The sequence below is a fragment of the Halobiforma lacisalsi AJ5 genome (assembly GCF_000226975.2).
Taxonomy (GTDB): domain Archaea; phylum Halobacteriota; class Halobacteria; order Halobacteriales; family Natrialbaceae; genus Natronobacterium; species Natronobacterium lacisalsi.
The window spans coordinates 1738869-1762699 of record NZ_CP019285.1; the positions used below are offsets into that span (position 1 = coordinate 1738869).

19 protein-coding genes are annotated in these 23831 nt (G+C 64.7%); 13 read left to right on the plus strand and 6 right to left on the minus strand.

Annotation, left to right across the window (positions count from 1 at the left end; all coding sequences use genetic code 11):
- Positions 1-51: 51 nt before the first annotated feature.
- Together CHINAEXTREME_RS08275 and speB are read left to right on the plus strand one after the other, a co-directional pair.
- Complete coding sequence (locus CHINAEXTREME_RS08275; RefSeq protein ID WP_007140016.1) at positions 52-426, plus strand: translation initiation factor IF-5A; 375 nt, start codon at positions 52-54, stop codon at positions 424-426.
- Positions 426-1295: an agmatinase gene (gene speB, locus CHINAEXTREME_RS08280; protein ID WP_007140015.1), complete on the plus strand. Its 870-nt coding sequence runs from the start codon at positions 426-428 to the stop codon at positions 1293-1295. Before CHINAEXTREME_RS08275 ends, speB begins: the two co-directional genes overlap by 1 nt.
- Before the next feature lie 58 nt (positions 1296-1353).
- Here speB and CHINAEXTREME_RS08285 read toward each other — a convergent pair whose 3' ends face one another.
- Positions 1354-2853: a bacterio-opsin activator domain-containing protein gene (locus CHINAEXTREME_RS08285; RefSeq protein ID WP_007140014.1), complete on the minus strand. Its 1500-nt coding sequence runs from the start codon at positions 2851-2853 to the stop codon at positions 1354-1356.
- 217 nt (positions 2854-3070) lie between these two features.
- Here CHINAEXTREME_RS08285 and CHINAEXTREME_RS08290 point away from each other — a divergent pair, with 217 nt between their 5' ends.
- Together CHINAEXTREME_RS08290 and CHINAEXTREME_RS08295 are read left to right on the plus strand one after the other, a co-directional pair.
- A complete protein-coding gene (locus tag CHINAEXTREME_RS08290; protein ID WP_007140013.1) occupies positions 3071-3457 on the plus strand; it encodes a DUF7344 domain-containing protein in 387 nt (128 codons plus the stop codon).
- Between the two features lie 219 nt (positions 3458-3676).
- A complete protein-coding gene (locus CHINAEXTREME_RS08295; protein ID WP_007140012.1) occupies positions 3677-4183 on the plus strand; it encodes a GNAT family N-acetyltransferase in 507 nt (168 codons plus the stop codon).
- 152 nt (positions 4184-4335) lie between these two features.
- Here the strand turns inward: CHINAEXTREME_RS08295 and CHINAEXTREME_RS08300 are convergent, their stop codons facing one another.
- Positions 4336-5253, minus strand: coding sequence for an acetamidase/formamidase family protein (locus tag CHINAEXTREME_RS08300; RefSeq protein WP_007140011.1), 918 nt, complete (start codon positions 5251-5253; stop codon positions 4336-4338).
- A 144-nt stretch (positions 5254-5397) separates the two neighbouring features.
- On the opposite strand from CHINAEXTREME_RS08300, the gene CHINAEXTREME_RS08305 reads away from it, so the two are divergent.
- The 3 genes from CHINAEXTREME_RS08305 (at position 5398) to CHINAEXTREME_RS08315 (ending at position 8816) form a co-directional block, all read left to right on the plus strand.
- A complete protein-coding gene (locus CHINAEXTREME_RS08305) occupies positions 5398-6177 on the plus strand; it encodes a Nif3-like dinuclear metal center hexameric protein (protein WP_007140010.1) in 780 nt (259 codons plus the stop codon).
- Between the two features lie 255 nt (positions 6178-6432).
- Positions 6433-8070 carry a methyl-accepting chemotaxis protein gene (locus tag CHINAEXTREME_RS08310; RefSeq protein WP_007140009.1) on the plus strand — a complete coding sequence of 546 codons (1638 nt, stop codon included), beginning with the start codon at positions 6433-6435 and terminating at the stop codon, positions 8068-8070.
- A 2-nt stretch (positions 8071-8072) separates the two neighbouring features.
- Entirely contained in the window at positions 8073-8816 is a 744-nt protein-coding gene (locus CHINAEXTREME_RS08315; protein ID WP_238593374.1) for a bacteriorhodopsin, read from the plus strand.
- Positions 8817-9372: 556 nt separating this feature from the next.
- Here CHINAEXTREME_RS08315 and rdfA read toward each other — a convergent pair.
- Together rdfA and CHINAEXTREME_RS08325 are read right to left on the minus strand one after the other, a co-directional pair.
- Positions 9373-10005, minus strand: a complete 633-nt coding sequence (gene rdfA / locus CHINAEXTREME_RS08320; RefSeq protein ID WP_007140007.1) for a rod-determining factor RdfA — start codon at positions 10003-10005, stop codon at positions 9373-9375.
- Positions 10006-10178: 173 nt separating this feature from the next.
- Positions 10179-11594, minus strand: coding sequence for a glycerate kinase type-2 family protein (locus CHINAEXTREME_RS08325; RefSeq protein WP_007140006.1), 1416 nt, complete (start codon positions 11592-11594; stop codon positions 10179-10181).
- 620 nt (positions 11595-12214) lie between these two features.
- Between CHINAEXTREME_RS08325 and CHINAEXTREME_RS08330 the strand changes: the two genes are divergently transcribed.
- From CHINAEXTREME_RS08330 to CHINAEXTREME_RS08355, 6 genes are all read left to right on the plus strand, one after another.
- Positions 12215-12964: an IclR family transcriptional regulator gene (locus tag CHINAEXTREME_RS08330; RefSeq protein ID WP_007140005.1), complete on the plus strand. Its 750-nt coding sequence runs from the start codon at positions 12215-12217 to the stop codon at positions 12962-12964.
- A 51-nt stretch (positions 12965-13015) separates the two neighbouring features.
- Positions 13016-14161 (plus strand): acyl-CoA dehydrogenase family protein, encoded by a 1146-nt coding sequence (locus CHINAEXTREME_RS08335; RefSeq protein WP_007140004.1) that lies wholly within the window; start codon positions 13016-13018, stop codon positions 14159-14161.
- 103 nt (positions 14162-14264) lie between these two features.
- A complete protein-coding gene (locus CHINAEXTREME_RS08340; RefSeq protein WP_007140003.1) occupies positions 14265-15965 on the plus strand; it encodes an acyl-CoA mutase large subunit family protein in 1701 nt (566 codons plus the stop codon).
- A 401-nt stretch (positions 15966-16366) separates the two neighbouring features.
- Positions 16367-16573, plus strand: coding sequence for a hypothetical protein (locus CHINAEXTREME_RS08345; RefSeq protein WP_007140002.1), 207 nt, complete (start codon positions 16367-16369; stop codon positions 16571-16573).
- A 181-nt stretch (positions 16574-16754) separates the two neighbouring features.
- Positions 16755-17894 (plus strand): TAXI family TRAP transporter solute-binding subunit, encoded by a 1140-nt coding sequence (locus tag CHINAEXTREME_RS08350; RefSeq protein ID WP_238593375.1) that lies wholly within the window; start codon positions 16755-16757, stop codon positions 17892-17894.
- Positions 17895-17944: 50 nt separating this feature from the next.
- Complete coding sequence (locus CHINAEXTREME_RS08355; RefSeq protein WP_076738712.1) at positions 17945-20098, plus strand: TRAP transporter permease; 2154 nt, start codon at positions 17945-17947, stop codon at positions 20096-20098.
- Between the two features lie 547 nt (positions 20099-20645).
- Here CHINAEXTREME_RS08355 and CHINAEXTREME_RS08360 read toward each other — a convergent pair.
- Complete coding sequence (locus tag CHINAEXTREME_RS08360) at positions 20646-21608, minus strand: hydroxyacid dehydrogenase (RefSeq protein ID WP_007139999.1); 963 nt, start codon at positions 21606-21608, stop codon at positions 20646-20648.
- Positions 21609-21722: 114 nt separating this feature from the next.
- Entirely contained in the window at positions 21723-23786 is a 2064-nt protein-coding gene (locus CHINAEXTREME_RS08365; RefSeq protein ID WP_029601526.1) for a TRAP transporter permease, read from the minus strand.
- Between the last annotated feature and the right edge of the window lie 45 nt (positions 23787-23831).

Here is a 23831-nt window from a genome sequence, read left to right on the forward strand (position 1 = left end):
GCGGGAGCGTATTCCAAACGGTTTATGACCGTCGGTTGATTACCCCGGGACATGGCGAAACAGCAAACCGAAGTTCGCGATCTCCAGGAAGGCAGCTACGTGATGATCGACGACGCGCCATGTAAGATCAACTCCTACTCCACGGCAAAGCCCGGCAAACACGGCAGTGCCAAGGCCCGTATCGAGGCCGAAGGCGTCTTCGACGGGAAGAAGCGCTCGCTCTCCCAGCCCGTCGACGCGAAGATCTGGGTCCCGATCATCGAGCGCAAACAGGGCCAGGTCGTCTCCGTCGACGGCGACGACATGCAGATCATGGACCTCGAGACCTACGAGACGATCACGATGCGCGTTCCCGAGGACGCCGACCCCTCGCCGGACGAGAACATCGAGTACCTCGAGATGGAAGACCAGCGAAAGATCGTCTAATGTTTCCCGGGGCGACTGACGAACGCGGGGGGAGCGACACGGCAGGCGACGCTGCCGACCGTGGAGACGTGAACTTCGTGGTCGTCGGTGCGCCCCTGGACGCCACGACGACCTTTCAGCCGGGGACCCGCTTCGGTCCCCGACGCATCCGCACGTTCGCGGAGACGTTCGACGATTACGACCGGCGAACGGACCAGTACTTTTCCGACCTCGGCGTCGCCGATCACGGCGACGTCCGTGCGTGGGACGACGTTTCCGACTACCTCGAGTGGCTCGAGGGAACCCTGCGCGATATCGTCTGGGACGACGCCGTCCCCCTGCTTTTGGGCGGCGAACACACCGTCTCGCTGGCGGGCGTTCGCGCGGTCGAACCCGAGGTGTTCGTCTGTCTCGACGCCCACCTCGACCTGCGCGACGACTACGACGGGAACGACCTCTCGCATGCCTGCGTGACCCGCCGGATCCTCGAGGAGGAGTCCGTCGAGGAAGCGATCGTGCTGGGCGCACGGACGGGCAGCGAAGCCGAGTGGGACCGGGCCGACGCCGACGACGTTACCGTGGTCCCGCCCGAAGACGTCGCTGACTTCACGTTCGGCGACCGACTCGAGGACCGCGAGGTCTACCTGAGCGTCGATATCGACGGCGCGGACCCGGCCTACGCGCCCGGCACCGGGACGATGGAGCCGTTCGGGCTCGAACCCCGCGAGATGCGCGACGTGGTTCGCGAGGTCGCACCCCGGGCGACCGGGTTCGACGTCGTGGAGGTCAACGACCGCGACGAGGGACAGGCCGCATCGCTCGCGGGCAAGCTCCTCCGGGAGTACGTCTACGCGAACGCGGCCGCTGCTGGGGCTTCGGACGACGAGTAAGGCGGGTCCGATCCAGCGCAGTACGTTCTCGACCCTTTCGCGACTTTCTCGACCCGAGCTACAGCAGCGCGTCGAACACCTTCCCCTGGGCTTTCCGGAGGTGCTGGTGGAACGTCGGCGCGGCGATCTCGAGCGAGTCGGCGACCTCCTCGCCGGTCGCGTTCCGGGGCCACTCGAACAGGCCCGCATGATACGCGGCCTCGAGGACCGTCCGCTGGCGCTCGGTAAGTTCCGTCGTCACCGTCTGTCGGACCTGCTCGGGTTCGTCCTCGTTCCGCGTGATCTGTCGGCGTGCGACCATCTCCGCGGTGGGATACGTCGACTGAACGGCGTCGATGACGGTCCTGACCTCGACGCTGGGCGAGAGGTGAAGCGTCATCCGGAAGTCCCCGTTTTCGAAGACCGCGCGTTCGACGGATCCCCCGACCGAGGCGACCGCCGACAGCACCGGCGGCTCGGAGAGCCGGAGTTCGAACGGGACCGGTCCGTCGTCCTCGGCCCGGAACGTCACGTCCGTCCAGTGGGGCAGCTCCGCGACGAGCCCTCGTAGCCGCTCGGTCGACTCCGTGGCAGCGGTCCCGTAGACGAGGTACTCCTCGTCCTCGATGGGAAGCGTATGCTCGAGTGCGACGAACCCGTCCGATCGGTCCGCTTCATCGGCGGCGCCGACCGCGAGTGTTTCGTACACGTCGTGGATGCGGAACTCGAGTTCGACGACCTCGTCGGCCATCAGCGCTTGCTTGCGTTCGGCGGCGACGATCGCGTGGCCGACGATCTCGCCTAGCTGGCTGATCACCGCGCCTTCGTCGCCCTCGAAGGCACGTGGGCGATCGGCATAGACGTTCAACACCCCGTAGACCGTGTCCTCGTGGACGATGGGGATCGCCGCCGACGAGCGGAAGCCGTACGCTTCGGCGACGTCGCGCCAGGGTTCGTAGCGGGGGTCGTTCTGGATGTCCTGTGTCGTCTGGGGTTCTTCGGTTCGGAGCGCCCGTCCCGTCGGACCTTCGCCGTGTTCGTCGTCCGGATCGACCGAAATGGAGACCTCCTCGAGGTAGCCGTCCGTGTCGGCCTCGGCTCGCATATTCACGGTCTGCGTGCCGACGTCGACGTCGCCGACCCAGGCGAATTCGTAGGACTCCGCCGCGGCGAGCCGTTCACAGAGGATCCGCTCGATCTCCTCCCGGGTCGGTCGCTCGATGACCGCTTCCGTGACGTCTTGCACGATGCCGTTGAGGTTGTTGAGCGCGACCAGTTGCTCGCGGTGGCGTTCGAGGCGTCGCTCTCGGTCCCCTTCCCGCTCCCGTCCGCGCTCACCTCCACGGTTCGCCTCGTCCGCCGTCGCCCGCGGTCGCCACCACACCCGCGCGCTCGCGCCGACTTTCTTCGTCTCGAGTTCGCCGCGATCGACCAGGCGCTCGAGCCGACTGTAAGTGCTACGCCGGCCGAGGTCCAGTCGGTCGGCCACTTCCGTCGTCGTGTGGGGCACGCCGCTGCCATCGAACACGGCGAGCGTCTCGCTCAGGGGGGCGGTCAGCGATTCTGTTCCGCCGGTCATACCCGTCGAACGTGCTCCAGACGCATGAAGACTCCGCCGGCGGAAATATCGGCGGAGAGTGCCTGAATCGGCCTTTAGACCGGGATACCGTGGGGCATTCTCACGGTCAGTCCCCACCGGAGCGGTGGCTGGACCTAATTTGTGTCACCTTCTGCTTACGCTTCCACGGAGTCTCTGTACTGGCAGCGACACGCGACCGCGTTCGCGACATCCACTCATGTCCGAGTCCACGCACCACCGCCCGCCGACGGACGCCGACGCCGAATCGGAAGCCCTCTCCGAACGGGAGTATCACTACTTGCTCGCCCCGCGACGCCGCAGAATGACGCTCGACCTGCTGGCCGGCCGCCGGGAGGCAGTCGACCTCGAGCCCCTCGCCTCGGCGATCGCGGCCCGCGAGTGCGGGCTCGAGGGGAGGGACGAGGAGACGGTAGAGACCATCGCGATTTCGCTTCACCACGTCCACCTTCCCGCGATGGCGAACGCCGGTGCCGTCGACTACGATCCGCAGGCGAAACGCGTCACACCCCAACCCTGCCTGCTCGAGTACGATCTGCAATTCGACCGGGAGGTGGCGGTCGGAGTGAACGATCGGCGACGATGATCGCAGTTGCCGATCGGGTCGAACGGTACGCGATACGCTCCTCTCACGGTGGTAATCTCTGTACGGACGCGCCGGTAATTCACTTTCTCGAGGCCGAAATCGAGGCCGAAATCGACGGTCGACGAACATAAACACCGTGTGACGGACGAGGGGGACGTCCTCACGGACCGAAACGACAGTGTTATTCACTACCGGGCGACCCACACCTAACTGATACTGATGATCGTCAGACCGTACGATCGCGAGTCGGATGCCGACGCCCTCTGGGACCTGAAGCGGGCCTTCGAGACCGGGCTCGGAACCGGAACCGGCGGCGAGGAGAAGGCCGAAAAGTACACCGCGAAACTCACCGACGACTACCGCGAGGGCTACCTCGAGTGGGTCGATCGCTGCGTCGACCGCGACGAGCGCAGCGTCCAGGTGGCAGTCGACGACTCGGACGACCACGGGTCGGGCGACCTGGTCGGCTACGTCTTTCTCTTGCCGGACTCCCACGCCTACATCTGGGACGCGGCCGTCCTGAACGAGATCTACGTCCGCGAGAGGGTCAGGGGAACGGGCGTCGCCGACGACCTGATGGACGCCGCCGTCGCCGCGGCCCGGGACCAGAACCTCCCGCTCGAGCGCCTCGTCCTCGACGTCGACCGGGAGAACGACCGCGCACAGGCGTTCTACGACCGCCACGGGTTCGAGGGCTGGGGCGAGATGGTCGCTCGGGACCTCTAACGGCGCAACGCGGTCCGGAGCGACGCGTGGGGTGGTCGTTCGACAGGGGTCGTCATCGAACTGGGTAGCTCAAATCCCTCTTCGACCTTGGAGTAGCTATTGACGCGTTGCTGTTTGATTTCCTACCATACTACGTGAACACCTGACGACTGTCAGAACGGGTCGGAGAGGTACGCCTTGGGAACCGCGTTCTTGACAGTTACGAGCGGATCGACCACCTGGCTGATCTCGAGGCCGCCGACCAGGCTCGAGAAAATGTAGGCGTCGGTTTCGTCGACGCCGTGCTCGGCCGCCAGGAGGTCGATCGCGTCGCGGTTCGCCAGCTGGCAGGCCTCCTCGAGGGTGTCGGCGCTGGCGACCGGCTTCCAGGCGTCGTCGGTCTCCAGCAGCGGGCGCTCGAGCTCGACGGCGGGGTCGTCGATCACCTCGACGGTGACGTCGATATCGGTCGCGATTTCGGCTCCCGTCCCGCACATCTCGCCGTCGGCCATGGCGGCCTTGGAGTCGCCCATCGCGAGCATCGCACCCTCCTGGAACACCGGGAAGTAGATCGTGTTTCCGCCGGTGACCTCCGTCGTGTCGAGGTTGCCCCCGTGGTCGTGTGGGAACAGCGTCGTGTACGACTCCTCGGCGGGTGCGACGCCGATGGTCCCGACGACGGGTTCGATCGGGACCTCGAGTTCCCCCTCGGGAGTATCGAAGGTGATCGAGCCGTCCTCGACCGGCGTGATCCGCGTTCGCGGGGCTTCGATCTCGTCGTACTCGTCGAGCAGGCCGAAGCCGTCGATGGTGACCGCGCGGCCGCGGTCCTCCGTGACCCGGACGTCTTCGATCTCGACGCGCAGGACGTCGCCGGGTTCGGCCCCTTCGACGGCGATCGGGCCGGTCGCGGCGTTGACCTCGTCCGGGACGGCGTCGATGACGTCCGACTCGGACTGGACCGCGCCGTCCAGGCTGTCGCGGGTGTCGATCGTCAACTCGGCGCCCGACTCGACCGTTTCGATCGGCTCGAGATCGGGGGTGAACTCGTAGATCGCTCCGTCCTCGTGGGAGACCGTTCGGCGTGGCATGCGCGAGGGTTCGTCGCGATGGGAAGTAAATCGATGTGTCGCGGGTGGTACTTCCGTTTTCGGCCGCCGGCCGATTCGTAGGGCCTGCGTGTCGGTGCGGATCGCAAGCTTACAAGCCGCCGGCCCCGCAAGTGCTCCCTACCCATGACCGTCCGACTCACCGAACTCGTCGACCGGCTCGACGAGGAACTGCGAACCGACGACTACGCCGACCTCGACGCCAGCGCGAACGGGCTCCAGGTCGGCCCCGACGACCTCGAGGTCGACCGCGTCGCCTTCGCCGTCGACGGCGTCGAGGCGACGTTCGAACGGGCGATCGAGGCCGACGCTGACGTCCTCGTCGTCCATCACGGGCTCTCGTGGGGCGGCTTCGACCGCGTCACCGGCCGCACCTACGACCGGCTCGCGCCGCTGATCGAGAACGACGTCGCGCTGTACGTCTCTCACCTCCCGCTGGACGGCCACCAGGACCTGGGCAACGCCGCGGGGGTCGCCGACGTCCTCGGCCTCGAGAACCGTGCCCCGTTCGGCGAACTCGGCCCCGAGTACGTCGGCCAGCGCGGAACCGCAGTCGAGGCCTACTCGCCCGGGAAACTCCAGGATCGCCTCGAGTCCGAACTCGAGACCGGCGGCGAGTCGGTTCAGGTGCTCGACTTCGGCCCCGAACGGATCGAGGACGTGGCGATCGTCACCGGGAGCGGCACCGACTGGCTCGACGACGCCGTCGACGCGGGCGTCGACGCGCTGGTGACGGGCGAAGGCAAGGGGAAGGTCTACCACGAGGCCCGGGAGGCCGGCATCCACGTCTTCCTGGCGGGCCACTACGCGACGGAGACGTTCGGCGTCCGGGCGCTGCAGGATCTGGTCGAGGGGTGGGACGCCGACCTCGAGACGACGTACTTCGAGGTCCCGACGGGACTGTAACCGGACCCAGCCGATCGTACTCGGCGGGACTCGACCGGATCGACGTTCGGCCCGGATCGAGCATGGTGGTCTCGAGCCGGGATCGTTGAACGATGTTGTCAGAAACAATAGTTTATCGCTCCCCTGTGACGGGTCTATATTACGGGGGAGAGAATCGGCCCTCGAGCGGCAATAAGGGTTATTTAGGCGGAATGACGATCTTATTATCAGATCGTATGTGTGTAACCGATAGGGGAACGGTCGGGGTGCAGGTGCATGAACATAGCTAGTGTCGTCCCGAACAGGGTCCGACGACGGTACAGCGCGAAAATCGCCGCGGCACTCGGCTGTGTCGTCGTCGTGACGCTTGCCTTTGGTCTGCTCTTTGGAACGTACATTCACGCGGGGCCGGAGGCCGAGGCTGCCGATCGGGCGACTGCCGCGGTGACCGGGCTTCTGGTCGTCTTCTTCATGAACCTCGGCCTGTTCGGGATCGTCATCGGGGGCAACACCGCACTCGCCCTCGATCGACTCGGCGGTCGGGCCGAGCGGATCGGGGACGGCGAGTTCGACGTCGACCTCGAGACCGGCCGGATCGACGAAGTGGGGCAACTCTACGACTCCGTCGCGGACATGCGGGATTCCCTCGAGGAGTCGCTCGAGGAACTCGAGGTCGAACAGGAACGCGCCCAGGAGGCCCAGCGGGAGGCCGAACGCCGTGCCGACGAACTCGAGGAGGAACGACAGCGCGTCCAGGAGGCCCGCCGCGAGGTCGAGCACAAGAACGAACGGCTCGTCGCGGAGGCCGAACGGTTCTCCGAGGTGATGGACGCCTGTGCCGACGGCGAACTCGACCGCCGACTCGAGCCGGAGATCGAGGACGAAGCGCTCGAGGCGATCGCGGACTCGTTCAACGAGATGCTCGACCGGATCGGCGACCTCGTCGCCGAAGTCCAGACCTCGGCCGAGACCGTCGAGGACGTCGCGACCGACCTCCAGACCTCGAGCGAGCAGATCCGGACCGCGAGCCAGGACGTCGCGGAGTCGGTCCAGGGGATCGCCGACGGCGCGGCCGAACAGACCGACGACCTCGACGCGGCGGCAAGCGAGGTCAGTGACCTCTCGGCGGCGACCGAGGAGGTTGCGGCGACGACCTCCGAGATCGCCGAGCAGTCCGAGGAGGTCGCCACCCTGGCCGACGAGGGGCAGGCGATGGCCTCCGAGGCAGCGCACAACATCGGCTCGCTGGTCGATACTACCGAGACCGTCGCGCAGACGGCCGAGCAACTCGAGCGCGAGACCGAACAGATCGGCGAGATCATCGCCCTGATCGACGATATCGCGGACCAGACGAACTTGCTGGCACTGAACGCCTCGATCGAGGCTGCGACGGCGAACGCCGACGGTGACGGGTTCAGCGTCGTCGCCAACGAGATCAAGTCCCTCGCGGAGGAGACGATGGACGCCGTCGACGACATCGAGGCGACCCTCGAGTCGATCCGCGAGCGGACAGCGACGACGGCCGACGAGATCGCGACCGTCGACGAAGAGATGAAAACCACGGCGACGCTGGTCGACGACCTCGAGTCCAAACAGGAGACGATCGCCGACGGGATCGGTCAGGTCGACGGCAGTATCCAGGAGATCGCCTCGACAGCCGACGATCAGGCGACCGCCGCCGAAGAACTGGCGACGATCGTCGACACCGTTGCCGACGTCTCGATGGAGACGAGCGACGAGGCCGAAGGGGCCGCCGCCGCAGCCGAGGAGACGACCGCGACGATCGACGAAGTGTCGACGACCGCGACGGACCTCGAGGACGATGCCCGGGAACTCCGTGAACTGATCGGTTCGTTCACCATCGGCGGCAGCCGATCCGGCGCGCGAACGGCCGCCCCGTCGGGGGGTGATTGAGCGTGTTCGAAGCAATCCAGACGCTGGTCGTCGGAACGTCGGTCCTCGCGCTCGCAGCGGTCGCCTTTTTGTTCGCCGCGCGGCGGCTGCCCGCCGCCGGTCGTTCGTATGGCTATGCTGCCGCCGTCGCAGCCGGAGCGATGGCGGCCACGTACGTCGCGATGACGGCCACCGAATCGATGGCAGCCGGCGCCGGGACCGACTTCGCCAGGTTCGTCGGCTACACGGTCATCTGGTCGGTGATCTGTACCGTCGTGGCGGGTGTCGCTGGCGTCGGTCGGCGTCTCGCAGCCGCGCTGCTGGCGGTCGTCGTCGTGCGCCTCTGGATCACTTACGGAAGCTGGCAGGTCGAGGGGACGGTCGGTTCGGCGCTAGCGATCGTCCCGTTCGCGCTCCTCCTCGTCGCTATCTACCTGCTGTTCGGCCCGTTCATGCGAGCGGTCTCATCGACCAGCGGGGAGCGACAGTTGCTGTACGCGAAACTCCGAAACTTGGTCGTGCTGGGCTGGCTGGCGCTCGTCGTGACTGGCCTCCTCGGCGAGGCGTTCGGACTCACGACGGATTTCGTCGCCATAGTCGCTTCGACGTACATCGAGGCTGTACTGCTCGTCGGCTTCGGCGGCATCGTCGTCCGGAGCGGCCGCGCCCTCGCAGCGACCGCCGCGTCCGGCGACCTGAACCCGTTTATGAGGGACGGAACCGCTTCCGGCGAGGGGCTCGAGGATCGCGCCGGATCGCCGTCCTGACCGGCCGCTCGCGGGTCCCAGCGCGTGCGGTCGTCGGAGCCCGCCTTCGTCCGAATACGCCCCCGACCGCGCGATCCCGTCCTCTTCGTACCCGACGACGCGCCGCCGACTCGAGCGATGGCTGCGCTCGAGACCTGTCCCGTAGCCACGTCCGCCACGAACGGCCCGATCGGATTCCCTCGCCGACCAGTCGGGACCGACTCCGCCGAAGGGACTCGACTCGATACGCACCCTCCTCGAGTCGCCCGTCGTCGCCCTCGAGTACAACGCGGTGAGACGGTGTTGTCCTCGAGGGCGATCGCGATCGCGATCGTATCCAGCAGTTCGTGACTGGACCATCGATCGAGATGACTCGGCGGCCGTCCCTTCGGACGACGTCCCGGGGGACCCGGGTCGTCGAGTCCTTGGACGGGATCGGTTCGCTGTCGTGTTTCGCGACCGGGTACTCACTCGATCTACCAGTAGTACCACTTTCGTTAGTATAATTGGAATAGAACAGATCCATCCGGAACGGACGATCGGCTCGAGGGCTACGACTCGAACGTCGGTCGTCGAATCACTCGCCGGTCGACTGACAGTCGCACCCGCCCTGGTCGAGCAGGTCCCTGATCGTGTACTGGGTCTTGCAATCTTCACAGGTGATCGTGACGTTGACGAGGACGTTGAACTCGCCGACCTCGAGCACGCCGCTGCGCTCGAGCTGTTCGACCGTGTCCTCGGTGACCGCGGCGGTTCGGTTCCGCAGTGCCCCGAGTTTGTCCCTGCTTCGCTCGAGCCGTTCCTCGTCGCTCGGACTCTCGAGCGACGCCTCGAGGCAGTCCGTCAGGTGGTTGTAGACCGTCTGGTGGGAGACGAAGTCGCTCTCGACGTCCTCCACGGGGACGGCATCGCGCTCGAGTTCCTTGCGGGTCTGGACTCGAGTCCCGCTGCTGACCTCGTCGTCCGTCAGCAGCCGGTACGTGTTCTCCACTTCGCCGTCCTTGTAGCCCAGTCCGGCATCGTCGAGCGCGGCGGCGAGCACCCGCTTGTTCACGTGTTCCGCGAGGTCGCGGGTGCTGTATCGCTCGTCGGTCTCGTCGGTCCAGCGGCGAACGAGGTCGGCGTCGAGGTCGGCGAGCCCGTACCGGTCTGCGACGCGCCCGACCTTGCATCCGCACGTCTCGCTCGACCCCTCGTCGGATTGGCTCACCCTCGAGGGTCGTCGCTCGCCAGTAAAAAGGTTCGGGGTTTACAGTGATACGTTCGTAACGGGCCGGCGGTCGTCCAGGACGGTGGTGTGGACGACAGATTCATACACTATCGGATAGTTTCGCAGAAAGATTTGAACGGTTATGTGTGGGGCTGCGGTCGAATCAGGCGCTTTCACCCCTTTCGATTGCGACCGGAGTCGGCCGGGGAGGCGACCACGATCGCCCGCAGATCGTTGACGTTCGTTCCCGTCGGTCCAGTTCGGACGACGGCCTCGGCCTCCTCGAGCACGGAAAGCGCGTCGTTGCCCTCGAGAGCGGATCTCCCCGTCCGCTCGGGGACCGCCGTCGCGTCGGCGATCGCCCCCGCGACGTCGGTGGCGCCGTCGATCCCGTCCGTGTCGACCGCCGAGACTACGACCCCCCCGTCGTCACGATCGAGTGCGAGCGCGCCGGCGAGGACGAACTCCTGATTGGGGCCGCCCCGGCCGTGGTCGTCGGCGAGGGTCACCGTCGTTTCGCCTCCCGAGAGAAGTACCGCGGGCGGTTCGACCGGCGAGCCGTGTTCCCGACACTCCTCGGCGATCGCGACGTGGGTGAGCGCGGCCTCTCGGGCCTCGCCGCGGACGCCCGAGGCGAGCACCAACGGCTCGTAACCTCGTTCGGCCGCGACGTCGGCGGCCGCCTCGAGTGCAGTCCGACCGTTGCCGAGGATCCTGACGTCCGTCCGATCGAAGGCTGAGTCGTCCGCGGTCGGCGTCTCGGGGTGGTCGCCGTCCGATCCCCCATCGAGGTATTTACGTACCGAATCGGGGACCTCGAGGTCGTAGCGATCGAGGACCGCGAGCGCGTCGGCGTAGGTCGAAGGATCGGGGACGGTCGGGCCGCTGGCGATCACGCTCGGATCGTCACCGACGACGTCGCTGATCGGCAGGGTGAGGACGGTCGCCGGTGCGGCGACGCGTGCGAGGCGGCCGCCCTTGATCGCCGAGCAGTGTTTGCGGACGGCGTTGATCTCGTCGATCGAGGCACCGCAGGCGAGCAGTTCCTCTGTCACCATACGGAGGTCGTCGATCGACAGCGGCTCGGCCGGAGCCGCAAGCAGCGCGCTGCCGCCGCCGGTGATGGCGGCGACGACCAGGTCGTTCGCTCCCGCGTTTCGGGCGTGCTCGAGGACCGTCCGGGCACTCTCGACGCCTGTCGGGCTCGGAACCGGGTGGTCCCCCTCGAGCACGTCGACGACGGAAGTCTCGACCGGGTCGTCGGTGACCACCGCACCGCCCGTCAGTCGATCGCCGAACGCCTCCTCGAGCGCCGCGGCGAAGTGGCCAGCGGCGTTCCCGGCACCCACGAGGACGACGTCGTCGTACGCCTCGAGGTCGTGTTCGGTGCAACGGCCCTCGACGTCCGTGACCGAGAGGGTCCCCGCCGAGACCGAGAGTCGGCGTTTCACGAGGGTTTCGGGTCGAGCGGCTTCGATGCCTCGCCGCAGACACTCGAGGGCAGTGTCGTAGGCGTCGGGGTCGTCCGTCGGGATTCGTTCCGGGCGGTCGATCTCGAGCATGTCTGGGGGTGCGGCGACGACGATCATGTATCTACTGGGCCCACGGCTGGATGGACTCGCTCGAGGGGGATAGTTGGCGTCCTGAAAACACCGACGATCTACTCTCTATCTGATATTGTGGGATATACTATATCAGAAACGGGGAATGGCTTCCAAAGGAGTATTCGACCGACAAAGCGGAAGAGAACTACATAACTAATTCGTGTTAGTTCTGGATCGGCTACGAACAGTGAAACGTTCTGGATCCTCGATCTCGTTCGTTACACCGGTAATGAACCGTGATTTTCTTACGTAGGTACGGTTGTAATCCGCGTGCGATCAGCGAAATCCGAGTATGCCGGATACGATTTCGAGTCATAACCAGCGCTTCGATAGTGTTTCGAGCAGCAAATACACTGAGATATCCGATATCGGCGTCTCCGACCTGTCCGGAAACATTACGTGGAACCGACTCGAGCGACGCGGTACTGCTCGAGCTCGGAATCGACTCGGTCCCGATCCAACCGCTGATTTCGGCGTCTTTGTACCGTAACGACGATCGGTTCGATTCTCACCCGCCTGAATTCGAAGCGCGAGTAGTCGACTTTATCGGAAAAATTTCCGGCAAAGCCGAAACACTTCTTAGCCCGTGGACGCGTGTCGTTTTCATGACGGACGCACCGAACCGGTCGGTCGAGCGCGGGTTCGCCATCGTCGACGAGCTCGCCGAAAACGGTGGCGGGCGGGTTTCCGAACTGGCCGAACGCCTCGAGATGCCGGTCAGTACCGTCCACGACTACCTGCGGACGCTGGTCGCGACTGGCTACGTGACCAGGGAGGGCAAGGAGTATCGGACGACGACCCGGTTTCTCGAGGTCGGGCACCGTCACCGCCACCGGCTGGAGATCTACAAGGCCGTCCGGGACCAACTCGAGACGGTCGCCGCCGAAACCGGCGAGCACGCGACGCTGCTGATCGAGGAGGACGACCAGGCCGTCATCCTCGCCGTCGAAGAGGGACCCGACGCCATCAATCTGTTCGCGTATCCCGGGGCACGGATGCCCTTACACGTTACCGCACCGGGAAAAGCGATGCTCGCACACATGCCCGAGGAGCGGGTCGAGTCGCTCCTCGAGGGTGACCTCGTGTCGGTGACCTCCCAGACCGTTACCGACCCCGACCGGCTGCGCGAACAACTCGAGGCCGTCCGCGAGCGCGGGTACGCGGTCGACGAGGGCGAGCGCATCGCGGGAATGGTCTGTGTCGCCGCGCCGGTGCTGGACAAGGACGACCGACTGCGCGGGGCGATCTGCCTCTGCGGACCGGAGAGTCGACTCGACGAGTCGCGGCGGGCCGAGATCGGCGAGGTCGTCGAACGGGCAGCGAACGTGACGCAAGTCAACCTCGACTACGTGTAGGGCGTCGGACGCCGTCGGCAACTTTACTATCCTCCTCCCGGAAACCCCGGTATGGAACTTTCAGACGAACAGGAACTCGTCCGGGAGAGCATCCGGGAGTTCGTCGCGGAGGAGGTCACCCCCGTGGTCGACGAGGCCGACGAAAACCAGGAGTTCCCCGAGGAGGTCTGGGACGGCCTCGCTGAACTCGGTCTCACCGGACTCACGGTCCCCGAGGAGTACGGCGGTTTCGATGCCGATCGGCTGACCTACAGCATCGCCAACGAGGAAGTGGCGTACGGCGATCTTTCGCTGGCCACCGCGCTGTCGGTCCATTGCATGGCGGCGTCGTGCATCCGCGAGTTCGGCTCCGAGCAACACCGCGAGGAGTGGCTGCCCCAGATGGTGGACGGCCGCCCCGTCGGGGCGTTCGCCCTCTCGGAGCCCGAGGCCGGGTCGAACCCGGCGGAGATGAGCACCCAGGCCCGACTCGACGAGGAAAACGGCGAGTACGTCATCAACGGCAAGAAGCAGTGGATCACGAACGGGAAACGGGCCGGCGTCGTGATCCTGTTCGCCAAGACGGACCGCGACGACCCCGACACCGTCACCCAGTTCCTCGTCCCGAAGGACGCCGAGGGCCTCGAGGTCGGCAAGAAGGAGGACAAACTCGGCCTGCGAGCCAGCGACACGACGACGCTGATTTTCGACGACGTGCGGATTCCGGAGGAGAACCGCCTGACAGAGGTCGGTAGGGGACTCAAGGCTGCCTTCTCCATCCTGACGGTCGGTCGGATCGCCATCGCGAGCCAGGCCGTCGGGCTGGCCCAGGCGGCGCTTGACGACGCCGTCGCCTACAGCGAACAGCGCGAGCAGTTCGGGCAGCCGATCGCGGACCACCAGACGATCGGTCACAAGCTTGCGGACATGCAGACGAAGGTCCAGGCCTCGCGGCTGCTTGCCCGCGACGCCGCCCGGAAGAACGAGGACGGGGTCGATCCGATGGCCGCCAGCATGGCGAAGTACTTCGCGAGCGAGGCCGCCGTCGAAGTCGCCAACGAGGCCGTCCAGATCCACGGCGGCTACGGCTACACGACCGACTTCGATGTCGAACGCTACTACCGGGACGCCAAGATCACGACGATATACGAGGGGACCACCGAGATCCAGAAAGAGATTATCGCGCGACACGTCCGCGAATCGGGCGGAAGTCGCTAGACTGGGCTGTCTCGAAAGCCAGGTTCGACGGTCGGTCGGTCTTTCCCCGGATTCTCCCGTAACCACACAAGACTTTAGAAACCCGGCGTACACGTATTTACCAATGTTCGATCAAGGAGACCTCGAAGGAATCCGCGAGGAACGGGAACGGTGGGAAGCGGAGACGCTGGAGCCCGTCCTCGAGGCCCACGGGGAGCGCCAGGATCGGTTCGCGACCGTATCGAATCACGAGGTAGACCGCCTCTACACGCCGGCGGACATCGCGGACCTGGACTTCGAGGAGGATCTGGGATTCCCGGGCGAACCGCCGTACACGCGGGGACCGTACCCGACGATGTACCGCGGTCGAACGTGGACGATGCGGCAGTTCGCCGGGTTCGGGACCGCCGAGGAAACCAACGAGCGGTTCCACTACCTGATCGACGAGGGCCAGACCGGGCTCTCGACGGCGTTCGACATGCCGTCGCTGATGGGGATCGACTCCGACCACCCGATGAGCGAGGGCGAGGTCGGCAAGGAAGGGGTTGCCGTCGACACCCTGCGCGACATGGAGATCCTGTTCGACGGGATCGACATCGGCGAGGTGTCGACCTCCTTCACCATCAACCCCTCCGCGCCGGTCATCTACGCGATGTACATCGCGCTGGCCGACCAGCAGGGCGTCCCCCGCGAGGAGGTCCGGGGAACCCTCCAGAACGACATGCTCAAGGAGTTCATCGCTCAGAAGGAGTGGGTGATTCCGCCCCGGCCCTCGCTGGACATCGTCACCGACACGATCGAGTTCGCCGTCGAGGAGACGCCGAAGTTCCACCCCGTCTCGATCTCGGGCTACCACATCCGCGAGGCCGGGTCGACGGCCGCACAGGAGGCCGCGTTCACCCTCGCTGACGGGTTCGCCTACGTCGAAGACTGTCTCGAGCGCGGCCTCGACGTCGACGAGTTCGCGCCGCTGCTTTCGTTCTTCTTCAACTCCCACAACTCCATCTTCGAGGAGATCGCGAAGTTCCGCGCCGCCCGTCGCATCTACGCCCGCGTCATGGAGGACTGGTACGGCGCCGAGAAGGCCGAGTCAAAGCGGATGAAGTTCCACACCCAGACCGCGGGCCAGTCGCTGACGGCCCAGCAGCCGCTGAACAACATCGTCCGCGTGACCATCCAGGCGCTTGCCGGCGTCCTCGGCGGCACCCAGTCGCTTCACACCAACAGCTTCGACGAGGCGCTCGCGCTCCCCAGCGAGAAGGCGGTCCGCGTCGCGCTTCGCACGCAGCAGATCATCGCCGAGGAGTCCGGCGCGGCCGACATCGTCGACCCGATGGGCGGGAGCTTCGCCATCGAGAAACTCACCAACGAGATGGAGGCCGAGATCATGGCCTACATCGAGGAGATCAAGGAGAACGGCGACGGCTCCGTCCGCGACGGCGTCCTCGACGGGATCGACCAGGGGTACTTCCAGCGCGAGATCCAGGAATCGAGCTACGAGTACCAGCAACGCGTCGAACGCGGCGAGGAAGTCGTCGTCGGCGTCAACGAGTACACGATCGAGGAGGACACCTCGCCCGAGATCCTCCACATCGATGAGACCACTCGCGACCGCCAGCTCGAGCGCCTCGAGGAGGTCAAGGAGGAACGCGACGACGAGGAGGTCGACGCGACGCTCGAGGCGCTGTCGGACGCGATCGAAGCGGACGAGAACGTAATGCCGTACGTGGTCGACGCCGTGAAAGCCTACGCGACGATGGGTGAGATCATGCAGGTCTTCGAGGACTACCACGGCGCGTACCGGGAGGAACTGAGCCCGGTCTGACTCCTGTCGTCCAGTCACGTTTCGCATTCTCGAGATTTCGGCCGAGCGGTCGTTCCCGGACCAGTACCGTAGCTCAGCGGATTCGACGGTGGCGTTCTCCCGACGCGGACTGTCAACTTCGCCTGACGATCGATTCACGATTAAATTCTAGTCGTGGCGGAAGACGGGAGACGTATCGAACAGACGAAACGACGATCACGGTGTCTCGACTGCCAGGGACGGATTCGATCCACCATTCGTACTCGAAGCCAGTCTCGACGAGTAGTACAGTCGGCCGATACGTAATCGTTCTTGGCTCAATTTAATTACAAATATAGTGTTAATACTAAGAAAAAATACATTCACGGGGAACGATACGGATCGAGCACGAAGTTTAATATTATTCGTGATGAACTCGCGGTATGTCCTCGGAGAACGCTCCGGACCGCTCGCTGGGGGATCGGGTCGTCGACCTGTTGTCGGGGCTGCACGGCAGGTACAACAGTGCCGAGGCGACGGTACGCCGGTATACGCCGTACGTCGTTCGGGTGATCGAGGTCGTGGTGGCGATCGGACTGCTCGCGGGCCTGGCACACTGGCTCTACTGGGTGTACATCGCGGGTCCCTGAGCCCGGATCGGCCGCGTCTTCCCGACACGGGGAGTCGTCGATCGATCGCCTCGAGCGGCCCGTCGTTCACGAATTATTGAATATCATATATCAAAAAAGGTCTCTACGTACACCGATTCCGATATGACACCTCACCTTCAAAGAATATATATGGTGTACCATTGGAGTGGATATTGTTACCATGTCATATGGTAGTTCGGACCGACGACGGTTCCTGACGGTCGTGGCCGTTACGGGGACCATGGGGGTAGCAGGGTGTATTGGCGACGAAGAAGTCGACCCGGAAGAGGAGGATCCGCTCGACGAGGACGACGACGACGGTGCCGGCGGCGGCGATACGGACGAGGATCGCGAGCATCACATCGACGTCGGGACGTCGGCCGGTGGGACGATGGACGTCGGCCTCGCGGTCGAACAGGGCGTCGCCGAAGAGAGCGACATGCTCAGCTACTCGACGGTCGAGAGCCCTGGGTACGTCGGCTCGACGTACCGGATGAACGAGGACGCCTTCGACGCCGCGTACATCGACACCAACACGATGAACAAGGCCCAGCAGGAGGTGGACATGTTCGCCGAGGACCCGGTCGACCAGCTCCCCTGGCAGGGGATGACGGCGTTCCCCTACAGTATCTACATGATGGCCCGCGACGGAACGGGGATCGAGACGTTCGACGACCTCGCCGGTGCGAGCGTTTACCCGGCGGAACCGGGGTACTCGACCCGTGCGACGACGCTCGACGTCTTCGAACAGGATCCGATCGCCGACGTCTACGACGAGATGGAGATCGTGGACGCCGACGTCGCCGACGCGCCGGGCCTGATGGAGGAAGAGCAGATCGACGCGGCGATCGCCTACGGGACGCCCGGCGTCGGGAACACCGGCTGGGTCGTCGAGTACGACGCCCGGGTCGACGTCCACTACGTCCAGCATACGGATGCACTGATCGAGGCGATCGAGGGGTTCCCCGGGGCCGGCCTGTCGATCTACGACGACGATCCGGCAGAGACGTTCGCCTGGGACCAGGATATCGATACCGACGAGATCGCCGCCTGGGACCTCACGGTTACCGTCGCGTTCCATCCGGAAACCCCGGACGAGGCAGCCTACGAACTGTGTCGCGTCGGCGGCGAACACGGCGACACTATCCGTGGTGCAGAGGAACGGTTCACTCCCGAGGGCCCCGAGGACCTCGTTCAGGGAGCGCTCGAGGAGTATCCGTTCCATCCCGGTGCGGCCCAGTACTACCAGGATGAGGGCGTCTGGGACGACGAGAACTGGGTCGTCGGCGACCGGGACCAGGTCGGGGAGTACTTCGGCTAGACGGCCCCGGCGACCGCCGTCTTACGAGAACGAAACGAGATCATGCAACGATGAGCACCGAAACGGCGAGCCACGAACCGAGCACCGGGCGGGATCGATTGAGCGTTACCGCACTCGACTACGCCGTCACGGCGGGTGCACTCGTGCTCTGGGCGATCGTTCTCTGGTGGGCCTGGACCCAGGGGATCAGTCGCGCCCAGTACGGAGTGTTGTTCCTCGGCGCCGTCCTGTCGGTATACGTCATCGAGGAAATCAAAGAGTCGGTCGAGAAGGAAGACTACGTCGACCTGTTGATACTCGTCGCCTGCGGGGCCGTGATGGTCGTCGCGACCGTCTACATCTACACGGACTTCGACGCGTTCTACATCCGCCGCCAGGGGTGGGCACCCGATCACGAGTACCGTCTCGCCTGGCTCGTGATCGCGGTGATCCTCTATCTCACCTGGCGCTCCTACGGTAACGTCTTCCTCGCGCTCATCGGCGGCGCGATGCTGTACGCGATGTACGGCTACTACGTCCCTGGTCTGTTCGGCCACAGTGGGCTGGACACGATCCACATGCTGCAGATGCTGATCACGGATCTTGCCGGCTTCTACGGCTCCTTGACACAACTTACGGCAGCGTGGATCGCACCGTTCCTGCTGTATGCGGGACTCCTGTTCGCGTTCGGAGCGTTCGACCTGATACTGCGGTTGGCCATCGTCAGTGCGAGGTACATCGAGTCCGGCGTCGCCCAGACCGCGGTGCTATCGAGCGCGATCATCGGCTCGATCAACGGGAGTTATGCCGCGAACGCCGGGATGACCGGGTCGTTCACCATCCCGACCATGATGGACGCTGGACTCTCCGGCCGCACCGCCGCGGGGATCGAAGGCACCGCCTCGACGTCCGGCCAGGTGCTTCCGCCGGTCATGGGCGCGTCGGCGTTCGTCATGGCGTCGATGCTCGGAATTCCGTACTGGAACATCATCGTGGCCGGACTCATTCCGGCCGGCATCCTCGTCGCGAGCATCCTCGTGGCGGTCCACTACACGTCGATCAACGAGATCGGCGAACAGGAGATGGACTTCCAGGACTACTTCGACGAGGAGATGACCCGAAACGACAAACTCGTACAGGGGGTCCGGTTCGGCGTTCCCTTCGCCGTTCTCCTCTTCACCCTGGGATACCTTCAGTACACGGTCATGACGTCGGCCCTGTATACGATCGTTATGATGGTCACGCTCGGGATCGGAATGCCGGTGGTTCGATCGGGGTACGAGGTCGTCGCTCGATCGGACCGACCGACCTACGTCGACGATGTCGGCGGCCTCTGGTCCTCCCAGTGGTGGACTCGAGGACGCGTCCGACCGGTCCTCCGATCCGTTGGAGGTCGCGGGCCGATCGGCGCGGTTGTCGGGGTCGGACGATCGATCCGGCGGTTCCGTCCCGTCGATACCTTCCTCGACGAGGTCCGGAACGCGGTCCACGGCTTCCGTCGCGGCGCGGTGATCCTCGCGCCGATCGCGATCATCCTCGCGGCGGTCAACGGCGTCGTCGACCTCCTGATGACGACCGGGGTCCCTTCGCGGATCGCGATCATGTTGATGCAGCTGTCGGGGGGGATTCTGCTCATCGCAGTGCTGTTCGGAATGGGCGTCTGTATCATCATGGGGGTCGGGATGCCGACGGTCGCGGCGTACGTCATCGTCTCGACGCTGGTCGCACCGACGTTCGTCAACGTCTTCGAGGTGCCCGAACTGGCGGCGCACTTCATGGTGTTCTACGCCGCGGTGATGGCCGGCGTGACGCCGCCGGTCGCGATCGCCGTCGTCGTCGCCTCGGGGATCGCGGGCTCGAACTTCTGGCGCTCCTGTGGGACGGCGATCACGATCGCCGCACCCCTCTTCGTGTTGCCGATCTCGTTCATCTACCACCCCGAGATCGTCTCGACGGCGATCGATCCGCAGTCCATGTTCAGCGGTGTACGGATCCTCTTCGGCGCGTTCGCGATCATCTACGGCCTCAACTACGCCTTCGGGATCCGGCGTCGGTTCGCGTTCCCGCTTCGGTTCGGCCTGTTCTGGCTCGGGGCCTTCATCATGGTCTACCCGGGATGGATGCTCCAACTGGCCGGTATCGCCGTCTTCGCCGTCGTCTTCGTCGGTGAGAAGTACGTCGCCAACGGGCACGCGCTCCCGCTGCCCTCGGCGATCGAACGGTGACGCAGGGTTCGTCCGCCCTTTCGTCGTCTCCTTCGAGTCGCCGATTGCCGTCCCATCCGTAATGCGGGATCCCGTTCCAGTACTCGACCGGATCCGTGCAGATGCGGTGTCCTCCCTCGAGTTCGCGTCGCCTATTCGAGCGGTAACTGTTCACGAAACCGTATAATTCACCTGTATCATAATAAATTTGATTGGTATTCTGTGTTTGCAGCGGACTTAGACTCGCATCGGTTTCTGATACTAATATTCTAACACTATTACTTCCGTGGAGTTTATTCGTCGATTAATACCGTTAGTAGGTGGTCAGACGATCCCTTCCGATACGATTCGACCTACATCCGTGCTGTATAGCCGTTCGGTCCGCTGGGAGTTCAGGCCAGCCGAAGTTATGGCTTGGAGAAATAATCATCTACTATCAAATTCGATACTATATTTTGAAACTAACGTGATCTGCTGAATCCGGTCGGAAAGCGAGACGCGATGCGTTCTTTGCGCGTTCGGTCGTTCCCGTCGAAAACGAGACACGAGGGTCGACGCGGTCGCGCCGTCAGAACGCGTCCCCGTTGATCGCCGACTCGGGCACGCCGCCCTCGTAGACGGTCCGGACGTTCGCCGCCGCCTCGAGACTGGCGTCACGCAGCGCCTCGGTCGTCTGTGCCCCCACGTGCGGGGTGGCGACGACATTGTCGAAGGGCAGCAGCGGGTGGTCCCGCCCGGGAGGTTCGGGCGAGAATACGTCGAGGCCGGCCCCCGCGAGCGTCCCGTCCTCGAGGGCCGCGCCGAGTGCGTCCCGATCAACGATCTCGGCCCGGGCCGTGTTGATCAGGAGACCGTCGGGACCGAGCGCCGCGAGTTCGTTCTCGCCGACCGCGCCGCGGGTTTCGGGCGTCAGCGGCGTGTGGACGGAGACGGCGTCGGCCCGTTCGAACAGTTCCCCGGGATCCTGGACGGTCGAGACGCCCGCGGGAAGGGTACCTTCGTCGACGTACGGATCGTACGTCAGAGGGTCCATCCCCAGTCCCGTCGCCAGGTCGGCGACCTCGAGGCCGATGTCACCGCAGCCGAACAGCCCGAGTACGTCGCCGAGCAGTTGGTCGGTCGCGACGTCGTGATCGTCCCATCCGCCCCCGCGAACGGCCGCGTCGGCTTCCCGGAGCCGTCGCCTGACCGCGAGCAACAGCGTGATCGCGTGCTCGGCGACCGCGCGCGAGTTGACGCCGGGCGTGTTGCTGACGATCACGCCGCGTTCGGTCGCCGCCTCGACGTCGATGTTGTCGACGCCGACGCCGTGTTTGGAAACGATCTCGAGGCTCGAGGCCCGCTCGATCAGTTCCCGGTCGATCCGTTCGGTACGCGTAATGATCGCGTCGAAACGGTCGACGTCCTCGAGGAGCGCGTCACGGTCCTCGTATTCGTCGATGCTCGTGGTCGCAGTGAACTCCGAGACCCGTTCCGGTCCGGCCGGATCGATCTCTGCGGGGAGGAGAAGCTCCCACGTGGTATCGGACATATCCTAAACAGACGGCGTCTCGGTTATAGTATCTTGGATAGTGGTACCGTCGAACACTACCGTAGCCGATGAGCGGAAGTCGGCGAGAAGGGACGAAGAAAGGGCGAACGGCCGTTAGTTCGTGCCGGTTCTCACGGGGCTACGCCAGCCTTTCGTCACGACCTTCTCGGTGAAGAAGACGAGGGCGAAGATCGCCGCGCCGGCGAGTTGTGCGGTCCAGCCGGGGTAGACCATCACGAAGGCACCGAGCCAGAACAGCACGAATCGTACCGGAATCCGGTACTTACGCTTGAACTCGAACGGGTAGTTGAGGCCGTAGATGATCGTGAACGCGCCCAGCAGGATAATTCCGGCCGAGATCAGTGAATCGGTCCCGATGGAGGTCGAGACGATCTCGGGGTGGTAGATGAACGACAGCGGGAGGACGAAAAGCGGCGCGGCGATCGTGATTGCGGTCGCGCAGGTCTCCCAGAAGTTGGACTCCGCGATGCCCGAGGCGACCACCACGGCGATGGCGACCGGCGGCGTGACGCCGGCCATCACCGCCGCGTAGAACACCATGTAGTGGGCAGCGACCTCGGGAACGCCGAAGTCCGTGACGAACGCCTGTGCCACGAGCGTCGAGGTGATGACGTACGCCGCGACCGTCGGCATCCCGATGCCCATGACGATGCAGACGCCCATCCCCAGGATCGCGGCGATCAACAGCACGCCGCCCGAGATGTCCATCAGCATCAGGGCGATTTTCGAGGGAACGCCGGTCGTCATCAGGAGGTCGACGACGCCGTTGACCGCTGCGAGGATGATCGCGATCGGCGCGAGGATCACCGCACCGCGCCGGAACCCGCCGATCGTGTTACCGATTTCCCCGATCAGCGTGTCGACGACCGCGTGACGACGTACCGGTCTGAACGTCGACCGGACGCCGCTTTCCCACGACTCGCCGAGCTCGACGTGGCTCGGGCGCTTGCCGGTGGCAGTCGCGTAGACCGACTGGAGTACGGGCGTCGTGATACCGAGCGTGACCATCACGGCGACGGTCCAGAGAGCAGCCGTCGGAACTGTCCACTGGTAGACCCCCAGAGTGACGATCAACACGACGAACGGCACCCCGAAGCGGGTCCCTTCGACGATCTTGTCCGCTCGAGTCAGTTCCTCGTCGAAGAAGTCCTCGAAGTGCATCTCCTGGCTGCTGACCTCCTTGATCGAGGTGTAGTGGACGGCTACGATGATGCTCAGGACGAGGATTGCAGCGGGCAACAGCCCCGCGATAATGATGTTGATGTACTCCGTCTGGAGGAACGAGGCCATGACGAACGCCGAGGCACCCATAACCGGCGGAAGCACCTGGCCGGACGTCGAGGCAGTCCCCTCGATCGCGGCCGCGGTCCGCGGTCGGAGGCCGCTGTCTATCATCGTCGGGATGGTGAACGAGCCGGTCATCCCGGCGTTGGCGGCGTAGCTTCCGTTGATCGAGCCGATGATCGCACTCGACAGCACCGCGGTCTGGGCGACGCCGGACTCGATGTACTTCGCACTGACGATGGCCAGTCGGAGGATGAGATCGAACGCGCCGTAGGCGAACAGGAGCCCTGCATACAGCAAGAACGGCGCGATCCACGCCGCAGTCAGCCCGGTCAACGAGCCATAGAAACCGGCCAGGTCCGTGATCAGCATCTGCAGCATGTAGTTCGTCCCGATCCCCGCGTGGCTGAAGATCCCGGGAACCATGAAGCCGTACAGCGCGTACAGCATCGCGCCGCCGACGAGCGCGAGGAACACCTTGCCGTAGGAGCGCCAGGTGAGATAGAGGATCACCGCGACGACCATCCACGCCAGGTGGTACTCGTGCTCGAGGGCCCAGCCCTGGCGCTGGATGTACATATCCTCGAAGTTCGTGAATATGTAGACCGTCGCGAGGACCATCACCACCCCACAGGCGACCAACAGGAGGAGGTCGACGTAATCCTCCGCTGCCATCGACTCGACAGCCTCGTTGAGCAGATAGACGATGAGGATGCCGCCGAGAAACAGGATCGCGTACTGCGTTCGTCCGACCCAGCGCGTGGAAGACCAGGCGAGGACGAGGGCCCACAGCAACAGCGCTCCCACGGTCACGGCGTTGTCGAGTAACCGCGTTCTAAATCCTTGCAAATCGGTTGCCGATCGTGTACTCATTTTTTAACTCCGTAGATGTCTCTAAAAACCCGTGAGGGTTCGGTT